22 protein-coding genes are annotated in these 23,139 nt (G+C 45.2%); 8 read left to right on the forward strand and 14 right to left on the reverse strand.

Going from position 1 to position 23,139, the window contains the following annotated elements; all coding sequences use genetic code 11:
- Positions 1–4: 4 nt before the first annotated feature.
- The gene (gene fabD / locus SB24_RS02525; RefSeq protein WP_039251589.1) at positions 5–2,311 is read right to left on the reverse strand and encodes an ACP S-malonyltransferase; all 2,307 of its coding nucleotides are present in this window, start codon (positions 2,309–2,311) and stop codon (positions 5–7) included.
- A 455-nt stretch (positions 2,312–2,766) separates the two neighbouring features.
- The gene (locus SB24_RS02535) at positions 2,767–3,405 is read right to left on the reverse strand and encodes a YkyA family protein (protein ID WP_032865273.1); all 639 of its coding nucleotides are present in this window, start codon (positions 3,403–3,405) and stop codon (positions 2,767–2,769) included.
- Positions 3,406–3,649: 244 nt separating this feature from the next.
- Here SB24_RS02535 and SB24_RS02540 point away from each other — a divergent pair, with 244 nt between their 5' ends.
- Positions 3,650–3,829 carry a YjcZ family sporulation protein gene (locus SB24_RS02540; RefSeq protein ID WP_007409651.1) on the forward strand — a complete coding sequence of 60 codons (180 nt, stop codon included), beginning with the start codon at positions 3,650–3,652 and terminating at the stop codon, positions 3,827–3,829.
- A gap of 111 nt (positions 3,830–3,940) precedes the next feature.
- Positions 3,941–4,495 (forward strand): peptide deformylase, encoded by a 555-nt coding sequence (gene def, locus SB24_RS02545; RefSeq protein ID WP_003154544.1) that lies wholly within the window; start codon positions 3,941–3,943, stop codon positions 4,493–4,495.
- Positions 4,496–4,529: 34 nt separating this feature from the next.
- Here the strand turns inward: def and SB24_RS02550 are convergent, their stop codons facing one another.
- Entirely contained in the window at positions 4,530–5,303 is a 774-nt protein-coding gene (locus SB24_RS02550; RefSeq protein ID WP_015239775.1) for a Cof-type HAD-IIB family hydrolase, read from the reverse strand.
- A 354-nt stretch (positions 5,304–5,657) separates the two neighbouring features.
- Here SB24_RS02550 and SB24_RS02555 point away from each other — a divergent pair, with 354 nt between their 5' ends.
- Together SB24_RS02555 and rnjA are read left to right on the forward strand one after the other, a co-directional pair.
- A complete protein-coding gene (locus tag SB24_RS02555) occupies positions 5,658–5,867 on the forward strand; it encodes a DNA-dependent RNA polymerase subunit epsilon (RefSeq protein WP_003154548.1) in 210 nt (69 codons plus the stop codon).
- 5 nt (positions 5,868–5,872) lie between these two features.
- On the forward strand, positions 5,873–7,540 hold the full coding sequence (rnjA, locus tag SB24_RS02560; protein WP_003154550.1) for a ribonuclease J1: 1,668 nt from the start codon (positions 5,873–5,875) through the stop codon (positions 7,538–7,540).
- Positions 7,541–7,572: 32 nt separating this feature from the next.
- On the opposite strand, the gene ade is transcribed toward rnjA, so the two are convergent.
- The 5 genes from ade to SB24_RS02585 all read right to left on the reverse strand — a co-directional run bounded on the left by ade (position 7,573) and on the right by SB24_RS02585 (position 12,751).
- Positions 7,573–9,306: an adenine deaminase gene (ade, locus tag SB24_RS02565; protein WP_039251592.1), complete on the reverse strand. Its 1,734-nt coding sequence runs from the start codon at positions 9,304–9,306 to the stop codon at positions 7,573–7,575.
- Between the two features lie 148 nt (positions 9,307–9,454).
- Complete coding sequence (ktrC, locus tag SB24_RS02570) at positions 9,455–10,120, reverse strand: Ktr system potassium transporter KtrC (RefSeq protein WP_003154554.1); 666 nt, start codon at positions 10,118–10,120, stop codon at positions 9,455–9,457.
- Between the two features lie 40 nt (positions 10,121–10,160).
- A complete protein-coding gene (locus SB24_RS02575) occupies positions 10,161–10,988 on the reverse strand; it encodes a gamma-glutamylcyclotransferase family protein (RefSeq protein ID WP_039251594.1) in 828 nt (275 codons plus the stop codon).
- Position 10,989: 1 nt separating this feature from the next.
- Complete coding sequence (locus SB24_RS02580) at positions 10,990–12,294, reverse strand: ATP-binding protein (RefSeq protein WP_007409646.1); 1,305 nt, start codon at positions 12,292–12,294, stop codon at positions 10,990–10,992.
- A gap of 172 nt (positions 12,295–12,466) precedes the next feature.
- Positions 12,467–12,751 (reverse strand): transcriptional regulator AbhA, encoded by a 285-nt coding sequence (locus tag SB24_RS02585; RefSeq protein ID WP_003154557.1) that lies wholly within the window; start codon positions 12,749–12,751, stop codon positions 12,467–12,469.
- A 270-nt stretch (positions 12,752–13,021) separates the two neighbouring features.
- Here SB24_RS02585 and mreBH point away from each other — a divergent pair, with 270 nt between their 5' ends.
- The 3 genes from mreBH (at position 13,022) to SB24_RS02600 (ending at position 15,568) form a co-directional block, all read left to right on the forward strand.
- Positions 13,022–14,029 carry a cell shape-determining protein MreBH gene (gene mreBH / locus SB24_RS02595; RefSeq protein ID WP_003154558.1) on the forward strand — a complete coding sequence of 336 codons (1,008 nt, stop codon included), beginning with the start codon at positions 13,022–13,024 and terminating at the stop codon, positions 14,027–14,029.
- A gap of 71 nt (positions 14,030–14,100) precedes the next feature.
- Entirely contained in the window at positions 14,101–14,235 is a 135-nt protein-coding gene (locus SB24_RS19885; RefSeq protein ID WP_003154559.1) for a protein YkpC, read from the forward strand.
- 100 nt (positions 14,236–14,335) lie between these two features.
- Positions 14,336–15,568, forward strand: a complete 1,233-nt coding sequence (locus tag SB24_RS02600) for an aminopeptidase (protein ID WP_007409644.1) — start codon at positions 14,336–14,338, stop codon at positions 15,566–15,568.
- A 31-nt stretch (positions 15,569–15,599) separates the two neighbouring features.
- Here the strand turns inward: SB24_RS02600 and SB24_RS02605 are convergent, their stop codons facing one another.
- A complete protein-coding gene (locus SB24_RS02605) occupies positions 15,600–16,508 on the reverse strand; it encodes a ketopantoate reductase family protein (RefSeq protein ID WP_039251596.1) in 909 nt (302 codons plus the stop codon).
- A gap of 112 nt (positions 16,509–16,620) precedes the next feature.
- Positions 16,621–18,240 carry an ABC-F family ATP-binding cassette domain-containing protein gene (locus SB24_RS02610; protein WP_015417383.1) on the reverse strand — a complete coding sequence of 540 codons (1,620 nt, stop codon included), beginning with the start codon at positions 18,238–18,240 and terminating at the stop codon, positions 16,621–16,623.
- A gap of 162 nt (positions 18,241–18,402) precedes the next feature.
- Here SB24_RS02610 and SB24_RS02615 point away from each other — a divergent pair, with 162 nt between their 5' ends.
- Positions 18,403–18,672: a hypothetical protein gene (locus SB24_RS02615; RefSeq protein ID WP_015239771.1), complete on the forward strand. Its 270-nt coding sequence runs from the start codon at positions 18,403–18,405 to the stop codon at positions 18,670–18,672.
- Between the two features lie 37 nt (positions 18,673–18,709).
- Here the strand turns inward: SB24_RS02615 and sipT are convergent, their stop codons facing one another.
- From sipT to SB24_RS02635, 4 genes are all read right to left on the reverse strand, one after another.
- Positions 18,710–19,291, reverse strand: a complete 582-nt coding sequence (sipT, locus tag SB24_RS02620) for a signal peptidase I sipT (protein ID WP_003154568.1) — start codon at positions 19,289–19,291, stop codon at positions 18,710–18,712.
- Between the two features lie 130 nt (positions 19,292–19,421).
- Entirely contained in the window at positions 19,422–21,326 is a 1,905-nt protein-coding gene (locus tag SB24_RS02625; RefSeq protein ID WP_025284667.1) for a PTS fructose transporter subunit IIABC, read from the reverse strand.
- A gap of 14 nt (positions 21,327–21,340) precedes the next feature.
- Complete coding sequence (gene pfkB, locus SB24_RS02630) at positions 21,341–22,252, reverse strand: 1-phosphofructokinase (RefSeq protein ID WP_003154572.1); 912 nt, start codon at positions 22,250–22,252, stop codon at positions 21,341–21,343.
- Entirely contained in the window at positions 22,249–23,004 is a 756-nt protein-coding gene (locus SB24_RS02635) for a DeoR/GlpR family DNA-binding transcription regulator (protein WP_015417380.1), read from the reverse strand. The genes pfkB and SB24_RS02635 overlap by 4 nt, the downstream gene beginning before the upstream one ends.
- Positions 23,005–23,139: the final 135 nt, after the last annotated feature.

Consider the following 23,139-nt stretch of genomic DNA (forward strand, 5'->3'; position numbering starts at 1 on the left):
TTCTTTAGTGTAGAAATAACGTATCCAATCTGCGCCTTAGCAGACTTTCGGTCTCATTCATCAATTTTTCACCAATGTCATCGACATGTCTGTTTCTCCATGATTCCAAATCCGTGCCCTTTACCCAATGATTAAAAGCGCCTAAAGACGGGCCGCAATGAACTTGGAAATTCACCTTTTGTTCTTCCTGCCCTTCCAAAGCAAGCAGACATCCTCTCTGCAAATACCACTTAAATAGTAACAGCATCTTATATTTTTGATTGCGCTCAGCTTTTTGGGCCAGGTTCGGCTGTTTTTCTATTATGCTTTCGTAGATTTCATCAAAAGTCTTGTTAAAATAATCATTTTCGAGCTGAATTTTTGTCTTTTCATCTATCTCACTCAAAGACTCATATTGTTGGTAGATTTGAAATAATTTATTTGCCCTGACCGGAAACAGCGTGCCCTTTTTCAGCACCTGAACTTTTGTTCCGAACTCAAACAGAGTCTCCGAAGGCGCATAAGCAGTATCGCATATTCCTGTCTCACTCAGCATTTCTTTAACAAAACCGCTTGTTTCGGCTTCAACTGTACATTGATTAATGGATCCCGTCATAATAAAATCAGCGCCCATTAAAAAAGCAGACGCGGCAGACTCGGGAGTTCCGATTCCTCCCGCAGCCCCGACCCTTATCTTCCTTGCGTATTTGTGTGTTTCCATCATTTCATCCCGCAGGTTAACAAAAAACGGCAGCATCGCTGTCAATGAGCCCTGTTCAGTATTACTTCCGCAATCTGCTTCAATAATGATATCGTCTGCTGCCGGAATACGGCTGAGCCACTCCGCCTGCTCTTCCGTCAGCATACCGTGCTGACACATTCTCTTTACGATACTTTGAGGAGGCGGACTCAGAAATGCGGCCGCAACTTCCGGCCGTGAAACTTTGGCAATGATCCGATTATGAGGTATGACCCTGCCGCTTTTGTCTATCTTCAACTGATGCGCTTTGTAATAGATTAATGGTGCGCTGACGGAAAGATACGAAGACGCTTCTATTACTCGTACGTCATGCTTGATATATAAATCTATCAATTCCTTTTCTCTATCTTGATGATCCGGCTCAAATCGCAGATTCATTCCGTAGGGCTGGCCATTTTTGAGTGTCTTCTTAATAGAAATAAGGGCCTGTTCAATTTCCCTTATAGGTAAACCCGCTGTGCCAAAGAACCCCAGCATTCCTTTCTTCCCGAGGCGGATCAGCATTTCAGCGGAAGAAATCCCCCTATTCATCGCACCTGCCAAATACGCGTATGTCAAACCGTAATCTTCTTTGAAAGATTGATCACCCAATCGGGACACCGGTGAAGCTGCACCGCTCTCTATATTTTCGGCCAAGAGGCTATGCTCTTTCCCGCTTTCCGAATTGTCCTTGTTCCCTTCAGAAAAAAAGAGACTGTCTTCCGGCGCACTGATAGTAAGCGGTTCCTCATCTCTTTGTATGGTTTGAATTAATTTAGTCAGAATGTTTCCGGGACCGATCTCTTCAAACAGAGTGACGCCTTGTCCCATTAGATACCTAATGCTTTCAGTCCATTTTACCGAGTTTGTTATTTGTTCAATTAAATTCCGTTTGATATCTTCTTGTTTATAAGGTCTTGCCGTATAGTTAGAAATGACCGGGAAATTCAATTCAGAAAAATGAAACTCCTCGATAAATTCCGCAAATTCACGCTGTGCACTTTCCATGAAACGAGAATGAAAAGCTCCGCCGACTTGCAATACGATATAAGCTTTCGCCCCTTCTTTTTCAAAAAAAGAGGCTGCCCGCTTTATCTCTTCTGCAGCCCCTGCTATCACAATTTGTGAAGATGTATTGTAATTGGCGATATCTATCTGGCCGAGTTCATACTTTTGAAGTATTTTTTTTATGTGATGCTCATCCAGTCCGATCACGGCAGCCATTCCGCCCTCGGAAGCCTCACTCATTAACTCGCCTCTTTTAGCAACCAGCCGGAGACCTGTTTCAAAATTAAAAACGCCGGCCGCAAAAAGCGCAGTATATTCACCCAGACTATGTCCTGCAACAGCATCAGGGCGTGTATGACCTTCTTTTAAACCCTTTAAATATTGCAGTGCGCTCACTGTATAAATTGCAGGCTGTGTATACTTCGTATCAGTCAGCCTTTCTTTTTCATCTGAAAGGCATAAATCCTTTATGGAGTATCCTAAAATATGATCTGCCTTTTTAATGAGCTCACTGAATTCATCGAATAAGTCTCTGCCCATTCCTTTAAACTGCGCTCCCTGTCCGGGAAAGACGTAAGCAAGCATTTGTTTTCCTCCTGTTCCGTATTTCTGCCGTTTCTTTTCGTTCCGATTTTGATTAACGTTTTTCACTTCAATTTTAAAATTGTCGTTTACTCTCAGCACCCTTACTTAATAAGCATTACGAAGCAAAATAAAAAAACCTTTATGCCGGATAAAGGTTTAAAAGCAAAAGCATGTACAAATATCATATCGCCGTAAATATAAATAGATAGAATTTTCTGATAATTAAAATCGCATTTTCATTCTGTTTTATATATATCAATATAATAAAAACATTCCAACGTGCCGAAACAACGATTGGTTTTATGTGAATATTTCCCTAAATAAATACTATACCATGATTTACTTGTTGTCAATGGGAAACACACGTATATACCAATTCTTCAGCCGCCTTTTTACAGGCGGCTGAACTCGGTTGTTATCAGTTCATCAGCCCATGCCGATATGCCTTCACTATACTATTTGCGGAATAATAGTTCTTTCTCTTTGTTGTAGTCTTTAGTAAATTGATTGAACTCATCTGCTTGTTTATGCACCTTTTCGTAAACTGAGTTTACTTTGCTGATTTGCTCTTCCAGCTGCGCTAATGTGAGCTTTTTATCTTTAATCAGTTTATAAAGGTCCTTATCAAGTGAAATGGCTTTTTCGTACTTTTTGTACAAAAGATCATAAGATGCATACCTTTTCTCCATTAAAGCGACAGCATGCCCGGCTTTTTCTTTTACTTTCTTATCCTTTATTTCTTGAGAAGTTTTTTTTGCGGATTCAAACGCTTTTTTTGAATCATCAATACTGTCTTTTTCTGCTTTCAGATGTTTTTTTCGCTGATTTGCATTACTCAGAGCCTGATCAGACAGTGTGACAATTTTCTGGTAATCATCCATATTCAGTTTAACCGCGCTGTCGTATAGCTTATGCTCTTTTTTCTCCAATTTTTCTAATGTTTTCTGCTCTTTTTGAAACGGTTTTTCCGCTTGAACGGCTTTTTCCATCGAGTCATGAAGCGATTCAACCGGATCTTTTCCCCCGCAGCCGGCAAGAAGCATACTTGCGGCGCCGAGCGCTCCGATTCCTGCTAATACCTTTTTTTGAATCATATTCACTTAAAATCCCCCAATCTTGACAATTTCCACTATAGAAGCCCGAACGCTTTTTGACAATAGCTGAGCTGTAATTGGCGTGACCGTGTAAAGACGCTTACGGTGCTTTCAAAGAATACTTGCGTAAAAAATTGAGAAAACAGGGCGGATGACCATACATCTTTTTGGCTTTTACATAGTTTATAGTAGACGCCGGCCCTGCTGACAGAGGGTCAGCGTAATTAAAAGAGGAGGTTTTTTTATGTACGGATATGGATTTGGCGGCGGATTTGGCGGCGGTTGTTGCGGCGGCGGATATGGTTATGGCGGCGGTTACGGTTACGGCTGCGGCGGCGGATACGGCCGCACATTCGCATTAATCGTCGTATTGTTTATCTTATTAATCATCGTCGGTGCCGCTTATTTAGGCTGCGGCTGCTGACATTATACACCATGACATCGGCCGGCCTGCTATGGCCGGCCAATTGTTTCATTGCGCCGCGATAAAGAAATTCGCTATAATTTACATATTAAGCTTTAGGAGTGAAGTTTCTTGATTACTATGGAAAATATTGTACGAGACGGACATCCCGCGCTCAGAGAGATCGCTGAAGAGGTACAGCTTCCCGCTTCTGACGAAGAAAAACAGCATCTTGCTGATATGATTGAGTTTGTGAAAAACAGCCAAAATCCTGAATTAGCCGAGAAATACAAGCTTCGTCCGGGCGTCGGTCTTGCCGCTCCCCAAACAGACGTAAAAAAACGGATGATCGCCGTCCATGCAGAAGATGCGAAAGGCACTTTATACAGCTATGCTCTTTTTAACCCTAAGATCGTCAGCCACTCAGTGGAAAAAAGCTACTTGACGAGCGGAGAAGGCTGCCTGTCGGTAGACGAACCCATTCCCGGCTATGTGCCGCGCTACGCCCGCATCCGCGTAAAGGCGGTGACGCTTGAAGGAGAACAGATTGACATCCGCCTCAAAGGTTTTCCGGCCATCGTGTTTCAGCACGAAATCGATCATCTGAACGGCGTGATGTTTTACGACCATATTGATAAAGAAAATCCGTTCAAAGAACCTGAAAACGCCATTGCCATTGACCGTTAAAAATAACCGGCACTTCCCAAAGTGCCGGTTTTCTTTATTTCAAAAGGCCCAGTTCTTTGACGGCCCAGCTGATTCCTTCCTCATCCACCGGCTTTGTGACGAAATCAGCGGCAGCTTTTAATTCCGGAACCGCATTTCCCATCGCCACCCCGGTGCCGACAAAACGGATCATCTCAAGATCATTTAGTCCGTCGCCGAATGCATAAGTGTCACTTACGCCGTACGGAAGCCGCTCAAGCACTCTTTTAATGCCTTCCGCTTTTGAACCGCCTTTCGGAAGCACATCCGTTGACAATTCATGCCAGCGGACATAATCAAACTCCGGAAAAGCGGCATATGCTTTTTCTTCATGTCCGCGGCAGAATAAAAGCAGCTGATAAATTTCTTTTCCTTTATAAAATGTTTCATCAACTTCGGGATAAGGCGCTTTCAGACTGCCGATTCCTTCCGAGACGTGCGGATGTCCGGGGACGGTCGTTTTCATCGTGTCTTCCGCCATAAATACGACGGGGTGCTCCCCTTCTGCCGCCTGCTTTAATAAACGCGCAACCGCATCTTCAGGAAGCGGATTTTTATAAATGACCTCACCTTCAAATACGACATACTGGCCGTTGTATGAAATAAATGATTCAATCTCAAGCTCTTCCAGAATCGGTTTTACCATAAACGGGGACCTTCCGCTGGCGATAAAAACGTGATGGCCAGCTTCTTTAAGCGCCTTCACGGCGTTTCTTGCGCTATCGGGAATATGTTTATCATGGTCATAGATCGTGCCGTCAATATCAAAAAAGATCAATTTTGGTTTCATGTCAATTTCTCCTTTTTCCCGTTTATCAGTCGTGTCTTTTTCAATATCATCATACAGAAAGTTTTTCTTCCGGAAAACCGCCTTGATGAAATTCCAGTTTTACCCACGAAAACAAATTCATTTTTTCCGCATACTACTGCTATAAAGGGCTTTAAAGGAGGTATACGATGCTGCGCCGATTACGGAAGAAACTCAGAAGACAGTGGGGCGGAATGCTCCGGAAAAAAGTCATCGCGTAGAAGGGATCTTTCGTTTTTTGAAAGTCCCTTTTTTGCTCGAGACTTTCCTTATAATCCGTTTTCGAATATAATAGAATAAGCGAGTCTAACATACGGCATTTAAGGAGAGATTTGGATGATTTATAAGGTATTTTATCAAGAGAAGGCTGACGAAGTACCTGTTCGGGAAAAAACAGATTCACTTTACATTGAGGGCGTTTCAGAACGGGACGTCAGAACGAAACTGAAAGATCAGAAATACAACATTGAATTTGTTCAGCCTGTGGACGGTGCTTTTTTAGAATATGAGAAGCAGAGCGAAAATTTTAAAGTATTGGAGTTATGAGCGGAATGAAATTTGTAAAAAATGACCAGACTGCCGTTTTCGCCCTCGGCGGATTGGGCGAGATCGGGAAAAATACGTACGGGGTGCAGTTTCAGGATGAAATTGTACTGATTGATGCGGGAATCAAGTTCCCGGAAGATGAACTTCTCGGCATCGATTACGTAATCCCCGATTACACGTATTTAGTAAAAAATGAAGATAAAATTAAAGGTCTGTTTATCACCCACGGTCACGAAGACCATATCGGCGGTATTCCGTACCTGCTCAGACAAGTAAATATTCCCGTTTACGGCGGTAAACTCGCGATCGGCTTACTTCGGAATAAACTTGAAGAGCACGGGCTGTTAAGACAGACCAAATTAAATATCATCGGTGAAGACGACATCGTGAAGTTCCGCAAGACGTCAGTATCCTTCTTCAGAACGACACACAGCATTCCGGATTCATACGGAATCGTCGTCAAAACACCGCCGGGCAATATCGTACATACCGGGGACTTTAAGTTCGATTTCACACCGGTAGGCGAACCGGCAAACTTGACAAAGATGGCTGAAATCGGGAAAGAAGGCGTTTTATGCCTGCTTTCTGACAGTACAAACAGTGAGGTTCCTGATTTCACCATGTCAGAACGCCGCGTAGGCGAAAGCATTCACGATATTTTCCGGAAAGTGGACGGCAGAATTATATTTGCGACATTCGCTTCGAATATACACCGTCTTCAGCAGGTGATTGAAGCAGCCGTTTTAAACGGCAGAAAAGTTGCCGTATTCGGACGCAGTATGGAATCGGCTATTGAAATCGGACAAAATCTCGGTTACATTACCTGTCCTAAAAATACGTTTATTGAGCATAACGAAATCAATCGTATGCCTGCCAATAAGGTAACGATTTTATGTACGGGAAGCCAAGGTGAACCGATGGCGGCGTTATCACGTATCGCTAACGGGACGCACCGGCAGATTTCCATTAATCCCGGAGATACGGTCGTCTTTTCTTCCTCTCCGATTCCCGGAAACACAATCAGCGTAAGCCGCACCATCAACCAGCTGTACCGTGCGGGCGCAGAAGTCATTCACGGTTCATTGAATGACATTCATACATCCGGACACGGCGGACAGGAAGAGCAGAAATTAATGCTCCGCCTGATCAAACCGAAGTTCTTTATGCCGATTCACGGTGAGTACAGAATGCAGAAAATGCACGTCAAACTCGCGACTGATTGCGGCATACCCGAAGAAAACTGCTTTATCATGGATAATGGCGAAGTGCTGGCCCTCAAAGGCGAAGAAGCCGCTGTGGCAGGCAAAATTCCGTCCGGCTCCGTTTACATTGACGGAAGCGGAATCGGTGATATCGGCAATATCGTGCTCCGCGACCGCCGCATTCTTTCAGAAGAAGGCCTTGTTATCGTTGTTGTCAGCATCAATATGGATGACTTTAAGGTTTCGGCGGGGCCTGATTTAATCTCAAGAGGTTTTGTATACATGAGAGAATCCGGTGATTTGATCAATGACGCGCAGCAGCTGATTTCGAACCATTTGGAGAAAGTTATGGATCGGAAAACAACGCAGTGGTCCGAAATTAAAAACGAAATTACCGATACACTTGCTCCGTTCCTATACGAAAAAACAAAACGCCGCCCGATGATCCTTCCGATCATTATGGAGGTCTAAAAAAAACTGCACTCGTAATGAGTGCAGTTTTTTTATTGCAGCGGAATATGCTGAAAGGCTTTGACATCAAACAGACCGGCTGCTGTCATTTTAATATCCGGAATCACCGGAAGCGCTAAAAACGATAATGTGAGAAACGGATTGAAATCACCGGTGAATCCGAGCAGAGGAAGCTTTTCATGAAGCACGCCCAAGCTGTCATTGACCCATTCCGCCGACTTATCAGACAAAAGCCCGGCGATCGGAAGCGGAACGGAGTGAAGCAATTCTCCGTTTTTCACGGCTGTTAATCCTCCTCCAGTGTCACGGAGCTTGTTGATTGCTTTTCCCAAATCGGCATCGTTTGTACCGACGGCGATGATATTATGGGAATCGTGAGAAATGGTTGTGGCGATGGCGCCTTCTTTTAACCCGAACCCTTGTACAATCCCGAGTCCTATCATTTTTTCGCCGCTGTGCCGCTCTGTGACGGCGATTTTTAATAAATCATTTTCTGTATCAGAACAAAACGCGTCAGCAGACGGTGCAGGCACTTCTTTTTTTCTCGTCTCCAAATGATTCGGTATCATTTCGATTACATTCATTTTCTTGCCCTCTTGAATCGGTATATGAAAATCCGATTCAGTCAGCGGCGCTTTCAGCCGCACTGTATCCAACAGCGCCTGGTCCGGCGAATAGGAACCGGCAGACTGTTCATAAACCGTGCGTCCGTTCTCGGCAACGGTCCGGCCGGCGACCATGGTCTTCGTGACGGCAGCCTCCCGTACATCTGAAATGAACAGCAGATCTGCGTCAAAACCCGGCGCTACCGCCCCTTTTGTTTCAAGACCGTAGCACTCAGCCGCATTTAAACTGGCGAGTTGATACGCAAGGAATGGATCAAGTCCCGCCTTTATCGCCATTTTGACTTGGTGGTTCACACTTCCTTCTGAAAGCAGATCATCTACATGCTTATCATCCGTGCAAAAGAAAAAGCGCCGCGCGTTTTTTTCATTCACCGCCGGCAGCACATTGAGCGTATTTTTTGCCACCGATCCTTCGCGCAGCATGACGTACATTCCCCGTCTGATTCTGTCCAGCGCTTCTTCTTTTGTCGTCACTTCATGATCATTTGACACCATTGCGGTTCTGTATATATTGATGATATCTGAAGACAGTCCGGCTAAATGCCCGTCGATCCGTTTTCCGTGACGCTTGGCATCAAGCAGTTTCTGAAGCATATCCTCTTCACCTTCCGCAACAGATACATAATCCATTACTTCCGCAAGCCCGAGCACCTCTTTCTCCTGATAAAAAGGCTTTAAATCCTCGGCTTTTAATACGGCTCCTGAGCGTTCAAAGCTAGCGGCGGGAACACAGGAAGGAAGCATGAAACGGATGTTCAGCGGCGCCTTTTTCGCCTGCTCTATCATAAAAGAAATGCCTTTTGCTCCGGAAACGTTCGCAATTTCGTGAGGATCAGTAATGACAGTAGTCACTCCGTGTGGGAGGACGGCTTTAGCAAATTCAATCGGAGTAACCATAGAGGACTCGATATGAACATGTCCGTCAATAAACCCCGGAACGATCATTTGACCTTCTGCATCAATGACTTCTTCCCCTTCATATTCGCCCAGCCCGACGATCACTCCGCCCGTAATGGCGATATCTGCAGAAATCCATTCCTGGTTAAATACATCCATGATTTTTCCGTTTTTAATGACGGTATCGGCTTTTTGTCTGCCGGCTGATACATTCAGCCGTTCAGCCAGTGTTTCTTTGTTCAAAATGAGGCCTCCTCTTTTTCTTTATATGGTACAATATGCTATCGGATCGCCTGATCATAGTCAATAAAAATTGCAGAATATACCGCTTACATGATAAATGTCTTTCTATTCTGACATAATAAAAGACCGTCCTTTTACGGACGGCTTTTCACTTTGTGTGAAGCACTCTTTTTTCAAATCGGGAAATGTCCGTAAGAGAGCCGATAACGATGAGAATATCTTCTTTTTGGATCATTTCAGTCGCCAGCGGAGATACGATCACTTCTTTTTCTCTCTTGATGGCCACGATATTAATGCCGTACTTCGCCCGGATGTCCAGATCAAGCAGTGTGTTGCCCGCAAGCCTGCTGTTGGCCACGATCTCCACAATGCTGTGTTCGTCGGACAGCTCCAAATAATCAAGCACATTATTTGATACGATGTTGTGGGCGATGCGTTTTGCCATGTCACGTTCAGGGTGGACGATGTGGTCGGCCCCGATTTTCGCAAGCACTTTCTCATGATAATCGTTCTGCGCTTTAACCGTGATCGTGTTCACGCCGAGTTCCTTTAAGATCAGCGTCGTTAAAATGCTCGCCTGTATATTTTCGCCGATTGCCACAATGACGTGGTCAAAGTTGCGCAGCCCTAAGTTTTTCAGCACTGATTCATCGGTTGAATCGCCGATGACCGCGTGTGATGCGATTTTGGCGTATTCATTTACTTTATCTTCATCAATATCCATCGCCATGACCTCAAGGCCTTCTTCACTTAATGCTTTGCAAATACTTCCGCCGAAGCGTCCGAGACCGATAACGGCAAACTCTTTTCTCATAACAGTACTCCTTTAAACAATATCTCTAATAGGAATAGTATCACATTTTCGGCAATGAGTTCATATAGCGTTTAAGCTTTTCTGAAAAGGCGGGCGATAAATACAGGTCCGCTCCGCGTTCGATTTCTTCCTGATAGTGACCCGGAGGCGCAATTTCCTCAGCTTTATCAAGAACGAGAAATGTCAGGACGCCTCTGTATACACGGCCGCCGGCACACACTTCTATGAACGCGGGACGGTATGTGTGGTTATCAACACCTTCTCTTTTGTACAGATAGGTTGCCGCTTCAAACGGGAGCTTGTACAGCACGCCTTCAGTTCGTCCCCCGTCTTCAACAAGATCGGCTCTGGAACCGTCAGGACGCCTTAATGTGAATCTCGTCGAATACCCTTCAACAACCGCCCCTCCGACCGGCTCGGCAAAAAAGTGGTCGACCCTCGCCTGTTTAAACCGGGCATTGTCCATACAGGAGCCGTATGCGAAATAATAAACCGGACTGTCATTCTCCCGTTTCATAAAACGGTATTCTTTCCAGTCTCCGCTTTTGATACGGCTGAATGAGGCACACTGGTCGGGCTTTACGACATATGCGAAGGCGGTTTTATTCCCGGCATCCGTCGTCACGGCAACCTCTTTTCGATCAAAATCAGCATAATACGCATCCAGCTTACGGATCATCTGATGATCTGTTTCATACAATTCCCCGTACACAAAAGCTGTTTCTGCTAAAGACGCCGCAGGCTGACCTTTATCCGTTTCGTACAGCACGCCGTTTATCGCAGCCTGCTCGCACACACACGGAGCGCCTTTCAGCAGTTCATGGTTTTCTTCACGCTTCCGTAACAAACCGTATACAAAAAGAAGCAAGTTATTTTTCCTCCTTTTGGACAGCAGCCGCTTCTAACGGCAGAATCACCTGAAACGTACTGCCTTCTCCATTTTTGCTCTTAATGTTAAGTTTACCATTATGCTCCTTCAGAATTCGTAAACAAATCGGAAGCCCGAGACCCGTTCCCTGATCTTTTGTTGAGAAAAACGGTTTCCCGATGTTTTCAAGCTTTTCTTTCGACATGCCGTTTCCTTCATCCTGTATGCTGATCACCGCGTATTCTTCATCCCGTTTTGTATAAATATGAATATTCCCGCCGTCAGGCATCGCTTCAATCGCATTTTTAATAATATTGATAAATACCTGTTTCAGCTGGTTTTCGTCACCGTTGACCATACAGGACTCAGTCTGCCTGAAATCCTTCTCAATCACAGTGTTCGACAGCACCGCGTTCGTGTCAAGAAGCGTCGCCACCTGCCGTAAAATATGGTTGAGATGATGAGCGGTAAACGTCACGGTCTGCGGCTTGGCGAGCAGAAGGAGCTCCCCCAGCACAAGGTCAATCCTTTTAATCTCCGAAAAAATAATATCAAAATAATCCGTTCTTTCCGGATACTGGGCTTTCATCAGCTGGAGAAAGCCGCTGACTGATGTTAAAGGATTTCTTACTTCATGGGCGATTCCTGCCGCAAGCTCCCCGGCAATGGCCAGCTTTTGAGATTGCATGGCAAGGCGTTCGTTCGTTTCCAGAAGCTCGTCGACCGCTTTTTTCCGTTCACTGATATCAGACATCGTCCCCAGGCTTCCGACAAATTTCTGTCTGCGGTCATAATACAGCTTATAATGGACTTCTCCCCAAAAGATCGAGCCGTCTCTTTTAATATATTTGGCCGTAAACATTCCTGACGGGGACTGCTGCTTGATTTGGGAGATAATATAATCAATGATATGTTTTTCTTTTATAAAATAATCATTATACATCGTGCCCATACATTCGCTGATGGAGTGGCCCGTAATCGCCGTCCAGGCCTGATTCAAATATGTAATATTCCCTTGAGCATCCGTCTGAAAAACGATTTCCTGCAGATTGTCCATGATCCGGTTTTTCTCATCTGAAAGCGCCTTTGCTTTCTGCTCGCTGTCCTTCAGCTCCGCCAGCAGCTGCTTTTTATTATCCACATAATAAGCCAGCAGCCAGACGCTGATTAATGTGACGGCGGTAAAGGTGATGTCAACGGGCCAGTTAATCGGATTCCGTTCAATCATATAAAATAAATAATCCCAAAACATAATAAAAATCATTGCCAAGATTAAGGAAATGATACGCGCTTGATATTTTCCCATAGTCCCACCTGCCGCTAGCATTTCTACATATATTGTAACATTGTTGACTGCATTATTGACTAAAAAATGATAACTATTCCCAATTAATTGAGCAGGTTCGCTTACTTTTCCCGTGAGTTTTTGCACAAGTTCATAATAAAAGGACGGAATGATGCTCCGCCCTTTTTGCTGATTATGATCTATCTTTTAACGCTTCCTCGATTTCCTCAAGCAGCATTTTCGCTCCTTCAGGACTTAAAATAATTTTGCCGTTGCCGTACTCCTGATTTTCGGGAGTAATTTCCCCCGTCATTAAGCAAATGCCGTGCGGCTTGTATTTTTTCAAGACAATTTTGTCTCCGTCAACGAAAAATTCAATACTATCTTTAATAGCGATATCCAATGCTCTTCTCAATTCAATCGGCATGACAATACGCCCGAGTTCGTCTACTTTTCTTACTACACCAATTGATTTCATAGAAATCCCCTACTTCCTTTAATGTCTCTTCTTTATGTCCAAGGAAAATCCTTCATAAACGTAGACGAAAGGAACGGAGCAAAAGTTTCTCAGCATCCGGAACTGAATGTTTTTTTACAAAAGAAAATCCTTTTGAAATATGGGATACAGACTTTCCCTCCTTTTTTACAAAAACATTTCATTCCCGGCGGAAACCCCCAAAAATCGTGGTTTTTCTCAGAAACTTTAAATGTAGAATCAATTAAATCAGGATAGGGATTGGGTGAAAACATGTTTCAATCAACTGAGATCGGAATCGACTTAGGAACCGCTAATATACTTGTTTACAGTAAAAATAAAGGAATTATTTTAAACGAGCCTTCCGTTGTCGCTGTAGATACAACAACGAAAGCGGTGCTTGCCATCGGAACGGATGCCAAAAGCATGATCGGAAAGACGCCGGGGAAAATCGTCGCCGTTCGACCGATGAAAGACGGTGTCATTGCTGATTATGATATGACAACTGACTTATTAAAACACATTATGAAAAAAGCCGGAAAAAAAATCGGAATGACTTTCCGCAAACCGAATGTCGTCGTCTGCACGCCTTCAGGCTCAACAGCCGTTGAACGACGCGCCATCAGTGACGCTGTCAAAAACTGCGGAGCGAAAAACGTTCACTTGATTGAAGAACCCGTAGCCGCTGCAATCGGGGCCGACCTCCCTGTTGACGAGCCGGTCGCAAACGTCGTCGTAGATATCGGCGGCGGTACGACTGAAGTCGCCATCATCTCATTCGGGGGCGTCGTATCCTGCCATTCGATCAGAATCGGCGGCGACCAGCTTGATGAAGATATCGCCTCGTTCGTCAGAAAAAAATACAACCTGCTGATCGGGGAACGTACGGCAGAACAAGTGAAAATGGAAATCGGATTTGCATTGATCGAACATGTGCCGGAAACGATGGAAATCCGCGGGCGTGACCTTGTAACCGGTCTGCCGAAGACAATCAGACTGCAATCTAATGAAATTCAGCACGCGATGCGTGAGTCGCTCCTGCATATTCTTGAAGCGATCAGAGCGACACTTGAAGATTGTCCGCCGGAGCTCAGCGGTGATATCGTTGACCGCGGCGTCGTGTTAACCGGCGGAGGCTCCCTTTTAAACGGGATGAAAGAATGGCTGACAGATGAAATCGTCGTTCCCGTTCATTTGGCGGCGAATCCGCTTGAATCAGTGGCTATCGGCACGGGACGTTCATTAGACGTCATCGATAAGCTGCAAAAAGCAATTAAATAATAAGATTGTGCTTCTTTTTTCTCCGGCCGGCTCATATTGTGAGAACTGGAGAAACATTAAGGAGGAAGCATATGCTTAGAGATGTGGGAAGACGCGTAGCAGTAGCCGTCATTTTAAGCGGAATTATTTTGGGGGGTATGAGCATATCACTGGCCAATATGCCCCATTCTCCGGCCGGCGGCGCCGTAAAACTGAATCACCCGTAAAGACGCAGCAAAAGCTGTGTCTTTTTCGTTTGTGCTCCTTTCTTTCCTTTATGAGGCGATATCTGATATGATGAGAAAAACCGATGAGGAGGAATGAACGATGAGTTCGTTTACTGAAAAGTTACATACATATGCTCAGCTCGCGGTAGAAGTCGGCGTCAATGTCCAAAAAGGACAGCACGTCGTAATCAATGCCTCAACTGATGTCCGGGAACTTGTCAGACTGCTTGCCAAACATTCTTATGAAAAAGGCGCTAAAAACGTCACCGTAAATTGGCAGGACGATGAACTGTCCAGATTAAAATACGAGATGGCACCTTTTGAAGCGTTTGAAGAGTATCCTGAATGGGAAGCAAAAGGAAAAGAAGAGCTCGCGAAAAAAGGGGCTGCGTTTATTTCTGTCGTCTCATCCGACCCCGACCTGTTAAAAGGCACTGACGGCAAACGGATTGCAGCGTTCCAAAAAGCCGCCGGAAAAGCATTGCATACATACAGACAATATATTCAATCAGATAAGGTCAGCTGGACGGTGATCGGAGCGGCTTCAACAGGCTGGGCGAAAAAAGTGTTCCCGGATCAGCCGGAAGAAACAGCCGTTCAGCTTTTATGGGAAGAAATTTTCAAAACGACCCGCGTAAATGAAGAAAACCCTGTGGAAGCATGGAAAAAACATGATCAAAACCTTCATGAAAAAGTGGAACACTTAAACAAAAAACATTACAGCGCCCTGCATTATCAGGCTGAAGGAACAGACTTAACCATTGAACTGCCGAAAAAACATGTATGGGCAGGCGCGGGAAGCGTGAATGAGAGCGGGCACGAATTCATGGCCAACATGCCGACAGAAGAGGTTTTCACCCTCCCGCAGCGTGACGGGGTGAACGGCACGGTTTCCAGCACGAAACCGCTGAGCTACGGCGGCAACATTATTGATAACTTCACTCTTACCTTTGAAAACGGCCGCATTGTCGATGTGAAAGCTGAAAAAGGCGAGGAGATTTTAAAAGGCATCGTCGAAACCGATGAAGGCTCACACTATCTCGGTGAAGTGGCCTTAGTGCCGTACGATTCACCGATTTCACAATCAAATATTCTATTTTACAACACACTGTACGATGAAAACGCCTCTAACCACTTGGCGATCGGCAGTGCGTATGCCTTTAATATTGAGGGCGGCAAACAAATGACACGGGAAGAGCTTGTCAAAGAGGGCTTAAATGAAAGCATTACACACGTAGATTTTATGGTCGGTTCCAAAGACATGAATATCGACGGCATTACCGCGGACGGCAAAAGAGAACCGATCTTCAGAAACGGAAACTGGGCATTTTAATAAAAAAAGGAGGCGATCAGGCCTCCTTTTTTTATTTCGCTTCATACATTTGCAAGTTGGCGCAGACGGTTTCCAAAACAGGTGTATCAACTGACAAGCCTTTCGCTTTCTCAAGCAAAAATCCGTGTAAATGATCACCTTCCGTCACCCTGCCCTTTTCCATATCTCTCAGCATCGACGATTTCATATGGAAAGACATGCTTGTCAATGTGCGATAACTCTCTTCTTCCAGATCAGGATCTTTCGGGATGCCGGCAGCCTTGAAAATGGCGCCGATTTCAGCAAAGAGGCGCTTTGCCGTGTTGCGGCCGCCTTCTGTTTCTAAAATCGGTCCGACCGGCTGTTGAAACAGAGTGGTCACTCCCGCCTGCGCGGCAATAAACATATATTTTTTCCAAATGTCCTTTTCAATATCCCGGCTGATGATGACATCCGCTTTCACACCTGAAAATGCGTTTTCCAGCTCGTTCATACGTTCTGTGCGTTCCCCGCTCCATTCACCGAAAACAAAGCGGTGGGCAGCGCTCGTATGAAGAATGTCCCCTTTGTCGTTAAGGGCGCTCTCAATAAAGCAGAGGCCGCCCAGCACCTGCCGTTTTGAAAAAGCTTCAAACAGCTGGTTATAGTGCCTGTATCCGTTTAAAAAAGGAATAATGACCGACGAAGGTTTGACAAACGGTTTGACATCCCGAATGACGTCCTGCAAAGAATACGCTTTTGAAGCGATGATAACCGCGTCAAATGCTCCTTCTTCGCCCGCCATGATTAATTTCGGCTTGATTGAAACATCACCTTTTTCACTTTTGACGGTCAATCCCGTCTCTTGTAATTGTTCCGCCCGTTTCTTGCGGACGAGAAACGTCACGTCATTTCCCTTTTCTGCAAGACGCGCGCCGATATATCCGCCCACTCCCCCAGCTCCGACAACTAAAAACTTCATGATGCATTCCTCCGTCTCTTTTCAAGTTATGTATTCATTTATTGTAACGCGAAGTCAGAAGATTGAAAACTTTTTTCATAAATAAAAAAGCAGAGTCTCCCCTGCTTCTTTATTACGCGTATAGCTCTTCAAGCTTTTTCTGTACATCCGTGTTTTCAAGAAATTCGTCATAAGACATTTGTTTGTCAACAATGCCTTTAGGCGTTAATTCAATGATGCGGTTGGCAATTGTCTGTACAAACTGATGGTCATGAGATGAAAACAGCATAGCGCCTTTAAAGCTGATTAAGCCGTTGTTAAGCGCCGTAATGGATTCCAAATCTAAGTGGTTTGTCGGTTCATCCAGAATTAAAATGTTCGCGCCGGAAAGCATCGCTTTTGAAAGCATGCAGCGCACTTTTTCTCCTCCGGAAAGGACGTTTGATTTTTTGTTGACTTCTTCTCCTGAGAACAGCATGCGTCCTAAGAAACCGCGCAGAAAGCTTTCGCTTTGGTCATGCGGCGAGTACTGGCGGAGCCAGTCAACAAGGTTCGCGTCGCTGCCGTCAAAATATTCGCTGTTGTCTTTAGGGAAGTACGCCTGAGAAGTGGTCACACCCCATTTAAATGTGCCGCTGTCTGCTTCCATTTCCCCGGAAATGATTTTAAACAATGTCGTAACGGCAAGTTCGTTGCGGCCCGTAAAAGCGATTTTATCTTCTCTGTTCATAATAAAGCTGACGTTATCAAGCACCTTAACCCCGTCAATCGTTTTTGTTAAGCCTTCAACCCGCAGCACGTCATTTCCGATCTCACGTTCCGGCGTGAAATTGACATAAGGATAACGGCGTGATGACGGTTTGATATCATCAAGCGTGATTTTATCAAGGAGTTTCTTTCTTGATGTCGCCTGCTTTGATTTAGAGGCGTTGGCGCTGAATCTGGCCACGAACTCCTGAAGCTGTTTAATCTGCTCTTCTTTTTTCTTGTTGGCTTCCTGAGAAAGCTTTAAAGCAAGCTGGCTGGATTCATACCAGAAATCATAGTTGCCGACGTACACTTGAATTTTATTAAAATCAAGATCGGCGATGTGCGTGCACACTTTATTTAAAAAGTGACGGTCATGGGATACGACGATGACTGTGTTCTCAAAGTTGATTAAAAACTCTTCCAGCCACTGAATCGCTTTCAGATCCAAGTGGTTGGTCGGTTCATCAAGCAGCAGAACGTCCGGCTTGCCGAACAGCGCCTGTGCCAAAAGCACTTTCACCTTTTCTGAACCGCCTAAGTCAGCCATTTTCTTCGTATGCAGGTCTTCAGAGATGCCCAGGCCCTTTAACAAAATAGCGGCTTCACTTTCAGCTTCCCATCCGTTTAATTCCGCAAACTCTCCTTCAAGCTCAGCGGCGCGGATGCCGTCTTCATCTGAAAAATCAGGCTTCATATAAATCGCGTCTTTTTCCTGCATGACTTCGTATAAACGTTTATGTCCCATAATGACGACTTTCAGCACTTCGAAGTCTTCATATTCAAAGTGGTTCTGCTTCAGAATGGCAAGACGTTCGCCCGGGCTCATATGGACATCGCCGGTCTGCGGCTCCAGCTCACCGGATAAAATTTTCAAAAATGTTGATTTTCCGGCACCGTTTGCGCCTATTAATCCGTAGCAGTTGCCCGGCGTAAATTTAATATTGACATCTTCAAATAACTTGCGATCCGCAAAACGCAAGCTCACATTATTTACAGCAATCATTTAGAATCCTCCATCGTGTCTATCATCATTAAAAGTATACCATGAATAAAGGGGAAGAGAAATGTTTCCCTGCGAATATACGGGTTTGAAAAGATGCAGGCGTCAAACCCGGAGCCCTGTGATACAATAGATATATATACATATTCATCACGGAGGAACAAGTTGAAGCTTTTAACACTCACAGAATATTGTCTTATGATTTTCTTTACCGGGGTTTTTCTGGCCGTCACAGGCTTTACCGCACGTGACATCGGCTTGTACGTCGGAATCGCCCTCATTTATACGTTTTCGCATCTCTTTTCAAAACGGATGCTTGAAAAACGCGGCAAAGAGAAGCAGCAGGTGAATCTTTTTTTCAGCGTTCTGGCCATTGTCGGATCAGTGCTGGCCACGGTAATGTTCATCGCCATCGCCGCCTCGTTTGCCAAATAAAAAACGCCTGCTGTCCAAATCGGGCAGCGCGGCGTTTTTATTTTGTCTGACGCATATCATGAAACGGGAAGAACACAAACTTCGAGGTGCCGACGATCCGGTTTTCGGCAATTAAACCGAGTCCGTTCCGGCTGTCCATTGAGTTCAGCCGATTGTCGCCCATGACGAAGTATTTGCCTTTCGGAACCTTTACGGGGCCGAAATCTCCCGTCAGGTTGACTCCCAGTTTTTTCGCTTCTTTTTTATTGCTCGCGAGGTACGGTTCTGCGATTTTTTTGCCGTTTATATAAAGCGTGTCATTTTTCATTTCCACCGTTTCTCCAGGTTTTCCGATGAGCCGCTTTACATAATGGACTTTCGATGTATCGCCGTTAATAATGACGATGTCCCCCCGCTCGATTTCTCCGATATAATTGACGCTTTTGTTGACAAACAGCCTTTCACCGTCATGTAATGTCGGGTACATTGATGATCCTTCCACTAAGTACGGTTCAAACAGGAAATGGCGGATTAACAGCGCAAGTGCGACTGCTATGATGATGGCCTTTCCCCATTCCCAATATGTGTTGGATTTTCTTTTTACCGATTTTTCAGAAGTAGGTTTTTGTTCTTCAGTCAACGTGGTTCCTCCTAGACGATCACTGTTTCAGTTCATGTACCATCTTTACTTTATCATAACTCATCATAAAATACATAACGCTTCTATGCGTACATGATTGAAAAAAGCGCCCGTAAAGGACGCTTTTTGTTTATTTCTCTGCAACCGGTTTTTTGACGATTCCCAAGATAACCGCCGTTACAATCGCTCCGATCACGATGCTCATTAAGTAAAGCAGCGGATGGTTCGTAATGAATGCAACGAATATTCCTCCGTGCGGTGCAGGAAGCGTTACCCGGAAAAACTCTGTCAACCCGCCCGCTACCGCAGAACCGACAACGGCTGCAGGGATGACGCGAAGCGGATCAGCCGCTGCAAACGGGATGGCGCCTTCTGTAACGAAAGCTGCTCCCATGAAGTAGCACGTAATACCGGCTTCACGGTCACGTTTAGAGAATTTGTGTTTAAAGAATGTTGTCGCCAGTGCAATTCCAAGCGGCGGAGCCATTCCGCCCGCCATGATGGCCGCATGCGGCGCATAGTTTCCGGCATCGATCATCGCAATTCCGAAAGTGAACGCCGCTTTATTGAGCGGGCCGCCCATGTCGATAGCCATCATACCGCCTAAAATAATACCCATTAAAACAAGGTTTCCAGTTCCAAGGCTTTCAAGCCAATTTGTTAAGAAATTCATGAACGCTGCGACAGGTGTGTTTATGACAAATTGCATCAGAACTCCTGTGATAAAAATACCGAGCAGCGGATAAATCAATACAGGTTTTAATCCGTCAAGAGTCTGAGGAATAAAGACAAACAGCTTTTTCAAAAGGACTACGACATAACCGGCTAAGAATCCGGCAATCAGTCCGCCCAAGAATCCGGCATTCGCCTGCGTAGCCATAAATCCGCCGACCATACCCGGCGCAAATCCCGGACGGTCCGCAATACTCATTGCAATGAATCCGGCAAGAACTGCAACGATCAGTTTTAACGCATTATCGCCGCCGATAAAGTTCAGCGCTGCGGCAAACGTGTTGTATGTCGGGTCTTTCGGATCAGCTGAATGAATTCCCCAGAAGAATGAAATCGCAACGAGAATTCCGCCGCCGACGACAAATGGCAGCATGTTGCTGACACCGCTCATTAAGTGTTTATAGAAAGTACTTCCGATGCTTGTGCCTGATTTCTGTTTCGGGCCGTCTTCATTTGAAGCGGAAGATCCTCCGCCGCTGCCCTCGTAAATCGGCGCATCTTGGTTAACGGCTTTTTCAATCAGTTCCTGAGGACGTCTGATACCGGCCGTTACAGGCACTTGAAGAACATGTTTGCCTTTAAAGCGTTCCATTTCAACCTGTTTATCAGCCGCCACGATAATCGCAGGCGCGTCTTCAATTTCTTGAGCCGTCAGCTTATGTTTGATACCGCTTGAGCCGTTTGTCTCGACTTTAATGTCAACGCCGAGCTCTTTCGCTTTTTCCTTCAGTGCGTCAGCTGCCATGAACGTATGGGCGATACCTGTCGGACATGCCGTAACGGCAAGGATTTTGCCCTTTCCTGACGGCGCTGCCTGTTCTTCCTGCTCTTCTTCTTCCTCATCGTCATCTTTGTCATGCTGATTGATGATGTCAATGATCGCATCTTCTGATTCAGCTTCAAGAAGCTGTTTGCGGATTTCCTCACGCATGAGAAGCGTTGAAAGTCTTGATAATGCCTCAAGGTGCGTATTATTCGCTCCTTCGGTTGCCGCAATCATAAAGACCAGGTGTGCCGGCTGACCGTCTAATGATTCATAATCCACACCATCTTTTGAACGGCCGAATGCGATGGCCGGGTTAATGACGCTCGCCGTCTTCGCATGAGGAATGGCAATGCCTTCGCCGATTCCCGTCGAGCTTTGGCTTTCACGATTTAAAATGGCTGCTTTGTAAGCCTCTCTGTCATTTAATCTGCCGGCTTTGTCAAGCACTGTCACCATTTCATCGATAACGTTTTCTTTCTCTTTGCTTTCTATATTGAGATGAATTGTATCTCTTGTTAACAGCTCAGTTATCTTCACTTTTCTTTCCTCCTCTATAGACGTGTGACTTTAACTTCAGGAAGAAGCTGCTGTACAAACTCTTCAGTTCCGAGTTCTTCAGAAAATGCCGTCGCGCTTCCGGAAGCAACTCCTAAACGGAACGCATCTTCCAAAGGCAGCTGTTTTGAAATTCCCGCAAGGAATCCCGCGACGACGGAATCACCCGCGCCTACCGAATTGACAAGCTTTCCTTTAGGAACATTGGCGAGGAAAACCGCCTCTTTCGTAAATAAAAGCGCACCGTCGCCAGCCATCGAAACAATCGCATGTTCAGCGCCTTGTTCAATCAATTTTTTACCGTAAGGAACGGCAGCTTCGGCTGAATCAATGACCGTATTGAACATTTCCCCAAGCTCATGATGATTCGGCTTCATCAAAAACGGTTTCATTTCTGTCGCTTTCATCAGCGCTTCACCGGAGATGTCCACCACTACCCGGGCATTCTGCTTTCTGCATGCCTCAGCAATTTTTTCATACGTGTTATGCGGCAGGGAAGAAGGAATGCTTCCCGCTAAAACGACGATGTCTCCCTCTTCCAGAGCGGAGAACTGTTCTAAAAAGGCATTGAACACTTCGTCTGAAATCGTCGGGCCCTGTCCGTTAATTTCCGTTTCATCGCCCGTTTTCAGTTTTACATTTATACGCGTGTCTTCATCCACCTCAGAAAAAGCCGTTTCCAGACCTTCCTGCTGCAAAAATGACGTGATATAATTTCCGGTAAATCCGCCGACAAACCCCAATGCTTTTGACGGCACATGGTGTCTTTTCAGTAATCTCGAAACGTTGATGCCTTTTCCGCCGGGATACTTCGTGTCATAGCTGGAACGGTTTAAACCGCCTACGGCAAAATCTTCAACGTGAACGATATAGTCAACAGACGGATTGAGGGTTACAGTGTAAATCATGGTTTCACTACCTTTACGACAGTTTTTTCTTGGTAATTATCGAATGCAAGTTCTTCAGCTTCAGTGGTAATGATAGCGGCATCGCCCAAGGCGGCGAACGCTGCGAAAGAAATCTCTCCGAATTTAGAAGGATCGGCTAAAACATACGCATTTTTCGCCTGTCTCACAGCCTTTGTCTTCAGAAGAGCCTCATCCGGATCGGGTGTTGTAAAGCCGGCTTCAATGTGCACGCCGTTCACCCCGAGGAAGCTTTTGTCAAAACGGTACTGGCTGACCGCGGTTAATGAGGCGCCGCCGATCATCGCACCTGTTCTATGCTTCACATATCCTCCGAGAAGATAAAAGGGAATCCCTTTCCTTATTAAAGCGTCGATATGCATAACTCCGTTTGTGACAACCACAATGTCCTTAGATGGATCTATAAAATCAATCATGTGCAATGTAGTTGTTCCCGCATCAAGATAAATACAGTCACCTTCTTCTAATAAAGATGCCGCTTCTTCTGCGATCTTCAGTTTACCCTGAAGGTTTTTGGAGGATTTTTCAAGCATATCGGGTTCTTGCCTGCTGTTGGAAAGTTTAGACGCCCCGCCGTGAACGCGCTTTAAAAATCCGCGCTCTTCGAGTGTTGATAAATCTCTTCTGATCGTTGATTCAGAAGCATTTGTCATGCTTATCAGCTCTTGAATCTTCACCACATCACGCTTTTCAATCTGATCAATAATCAGCTGATACCTTTCAGGAGTGAGCATATTCCGCCTCCTTTGGAAACGTATTCATTTCGGCTGCAAGATAATTGTAAACGCTTTTTTTACTTCTAGCAACTAAAATCACTCAAATTCATTCAATAACTATCAAAATCTTTCACATTTGTTCATATTAACGTA

Source organism: Bacillus sp. Pc3, assembly GCF_000815145.1.
GTDB classification, from domain to species: Bacteria; Bacillota; Bacilli; order Bacillales; family Bacillaceae; genus Bacillus; species Bacillus velezensis.

What these genes read in the sequence shown, in the direction of transcription:
- SB24_RS02540 (WP_007409651.1), top strand. Translation starts at nt 3,650, where the DNA reads ATGTACGGATATGGATTTGGCGGCGGATTTGGCGGCGGTTGTTGCGGC.
- SB24_RS02605 (WP_039251596.1), bottom strand. Translation starts at nt 16,508, where the DNA reads ATGAAGTTTTTAGTTGTCGGAGCTGGGGGAGTGGGCGGATATATCGGC.
- mreBH (WP_003154558.1), top strand. Translation starts at nt 13,022, where the DNA reads ATGTTTCAATCAACTGAGATCGGAATCGACTTAGGAACCGCTAATATA.
- SB24_RS02585 (WP_003154557.1), bottom strand. Translation starts at nt 12,751, where the DNA reads ATGAAATCAATTGGTGTAGTAAGAAAAGTAGACGAACTCGGGCGTATT.
- SB24_RS02550 (WP_015239775.1), bottom strand. Translation starts at nt 5,303, where the DNA reads ATGAAACCAAAATTGATCTTTTTTGATATTGACGGCACGATCTATGAC.
- SB24_RS02600 (WP_007409644.1), top strand. Translation starts at nt 14,336, where the DNA reads ATGAGTTCGTTTACTGAAAAGTTACATACATATGCTCAGCTCGCGGTA.
- fabD (WP_039251589.1), bottom strand. Translation starts at nt 2,311, where the DNA reads ATGCTTGCTTACGTCTTTCCCGGACAGGGAGCGCAGTTTAAAGGAATG.
- SB24_RS02580 (WP_007409646.1), bottom strand. Translation starts at nt 12,294, where the DNA reads ATGGGAAAATATCAAGCGCGTATCATTTCCTTAATCTTGGCAATGATT.
- pfkB (WP_003154572.1), bottom strand. Translation starts at nt 22,252, where the DNA reads ATGATTTACACTGTAACCCTCAATCCGTCTGTTGACTATATCGTTCAC.
- rnjA (WP_003154550.1), top strand. Translation starts at nt 5,873, where the DNA reads ATGAAATTTGTAAAAAATGACCAGACTGCCGTTTTCGCCCTCGGCGGA.
- SB24_RS02535 (WP_032865273.1), bottom strand. Translation starts at nt 3,405, where the DNA reads ATGATTCAAAAAAAGGTATTAGCAGGAATCGGAGCGCTCGGCGCCGCA.
- SB24_RS02610 (WP_015417383.1), bottom strand. Translation starts at nt 18,240, where the DNA reads ATGATTGCTGTAAATAATGTGAGCTTGCGTTTTGCGGATCGCAAGTTA.
- SB24_RS19885 (WP_003154559.1), top strand. Translation starts at nt 14,101, where the DNA reads ATGCTTAGAGATGTGGGAAGACGCGTAGCAGTAGCCGTCATTTTAAGC.
- SB24_RS02635 (WP_015417380.1), bottom strand. Translation starts at nt 23,004, where the DNA reads ATGCTCACTCCTGAAAGGTATCAGCTGATTATTGATCAGATTGAAAAG.
- ktrC (WP_003154554.1), bottom strand. Translation starts at nt 10,120, where the DNA reads ATGAGAAAAGAGTTTGCCGTTATCGGTCTCGGACGCTTCGGCGGAAGT.
- SB24_RS02555 (WP_003154548.1), top strand. Translation starts at nt 5,658, where the DNA reads ATGATTTATAAGGTATTTTATCAAGAGAAGGCTGACGAAGTACCTGTT.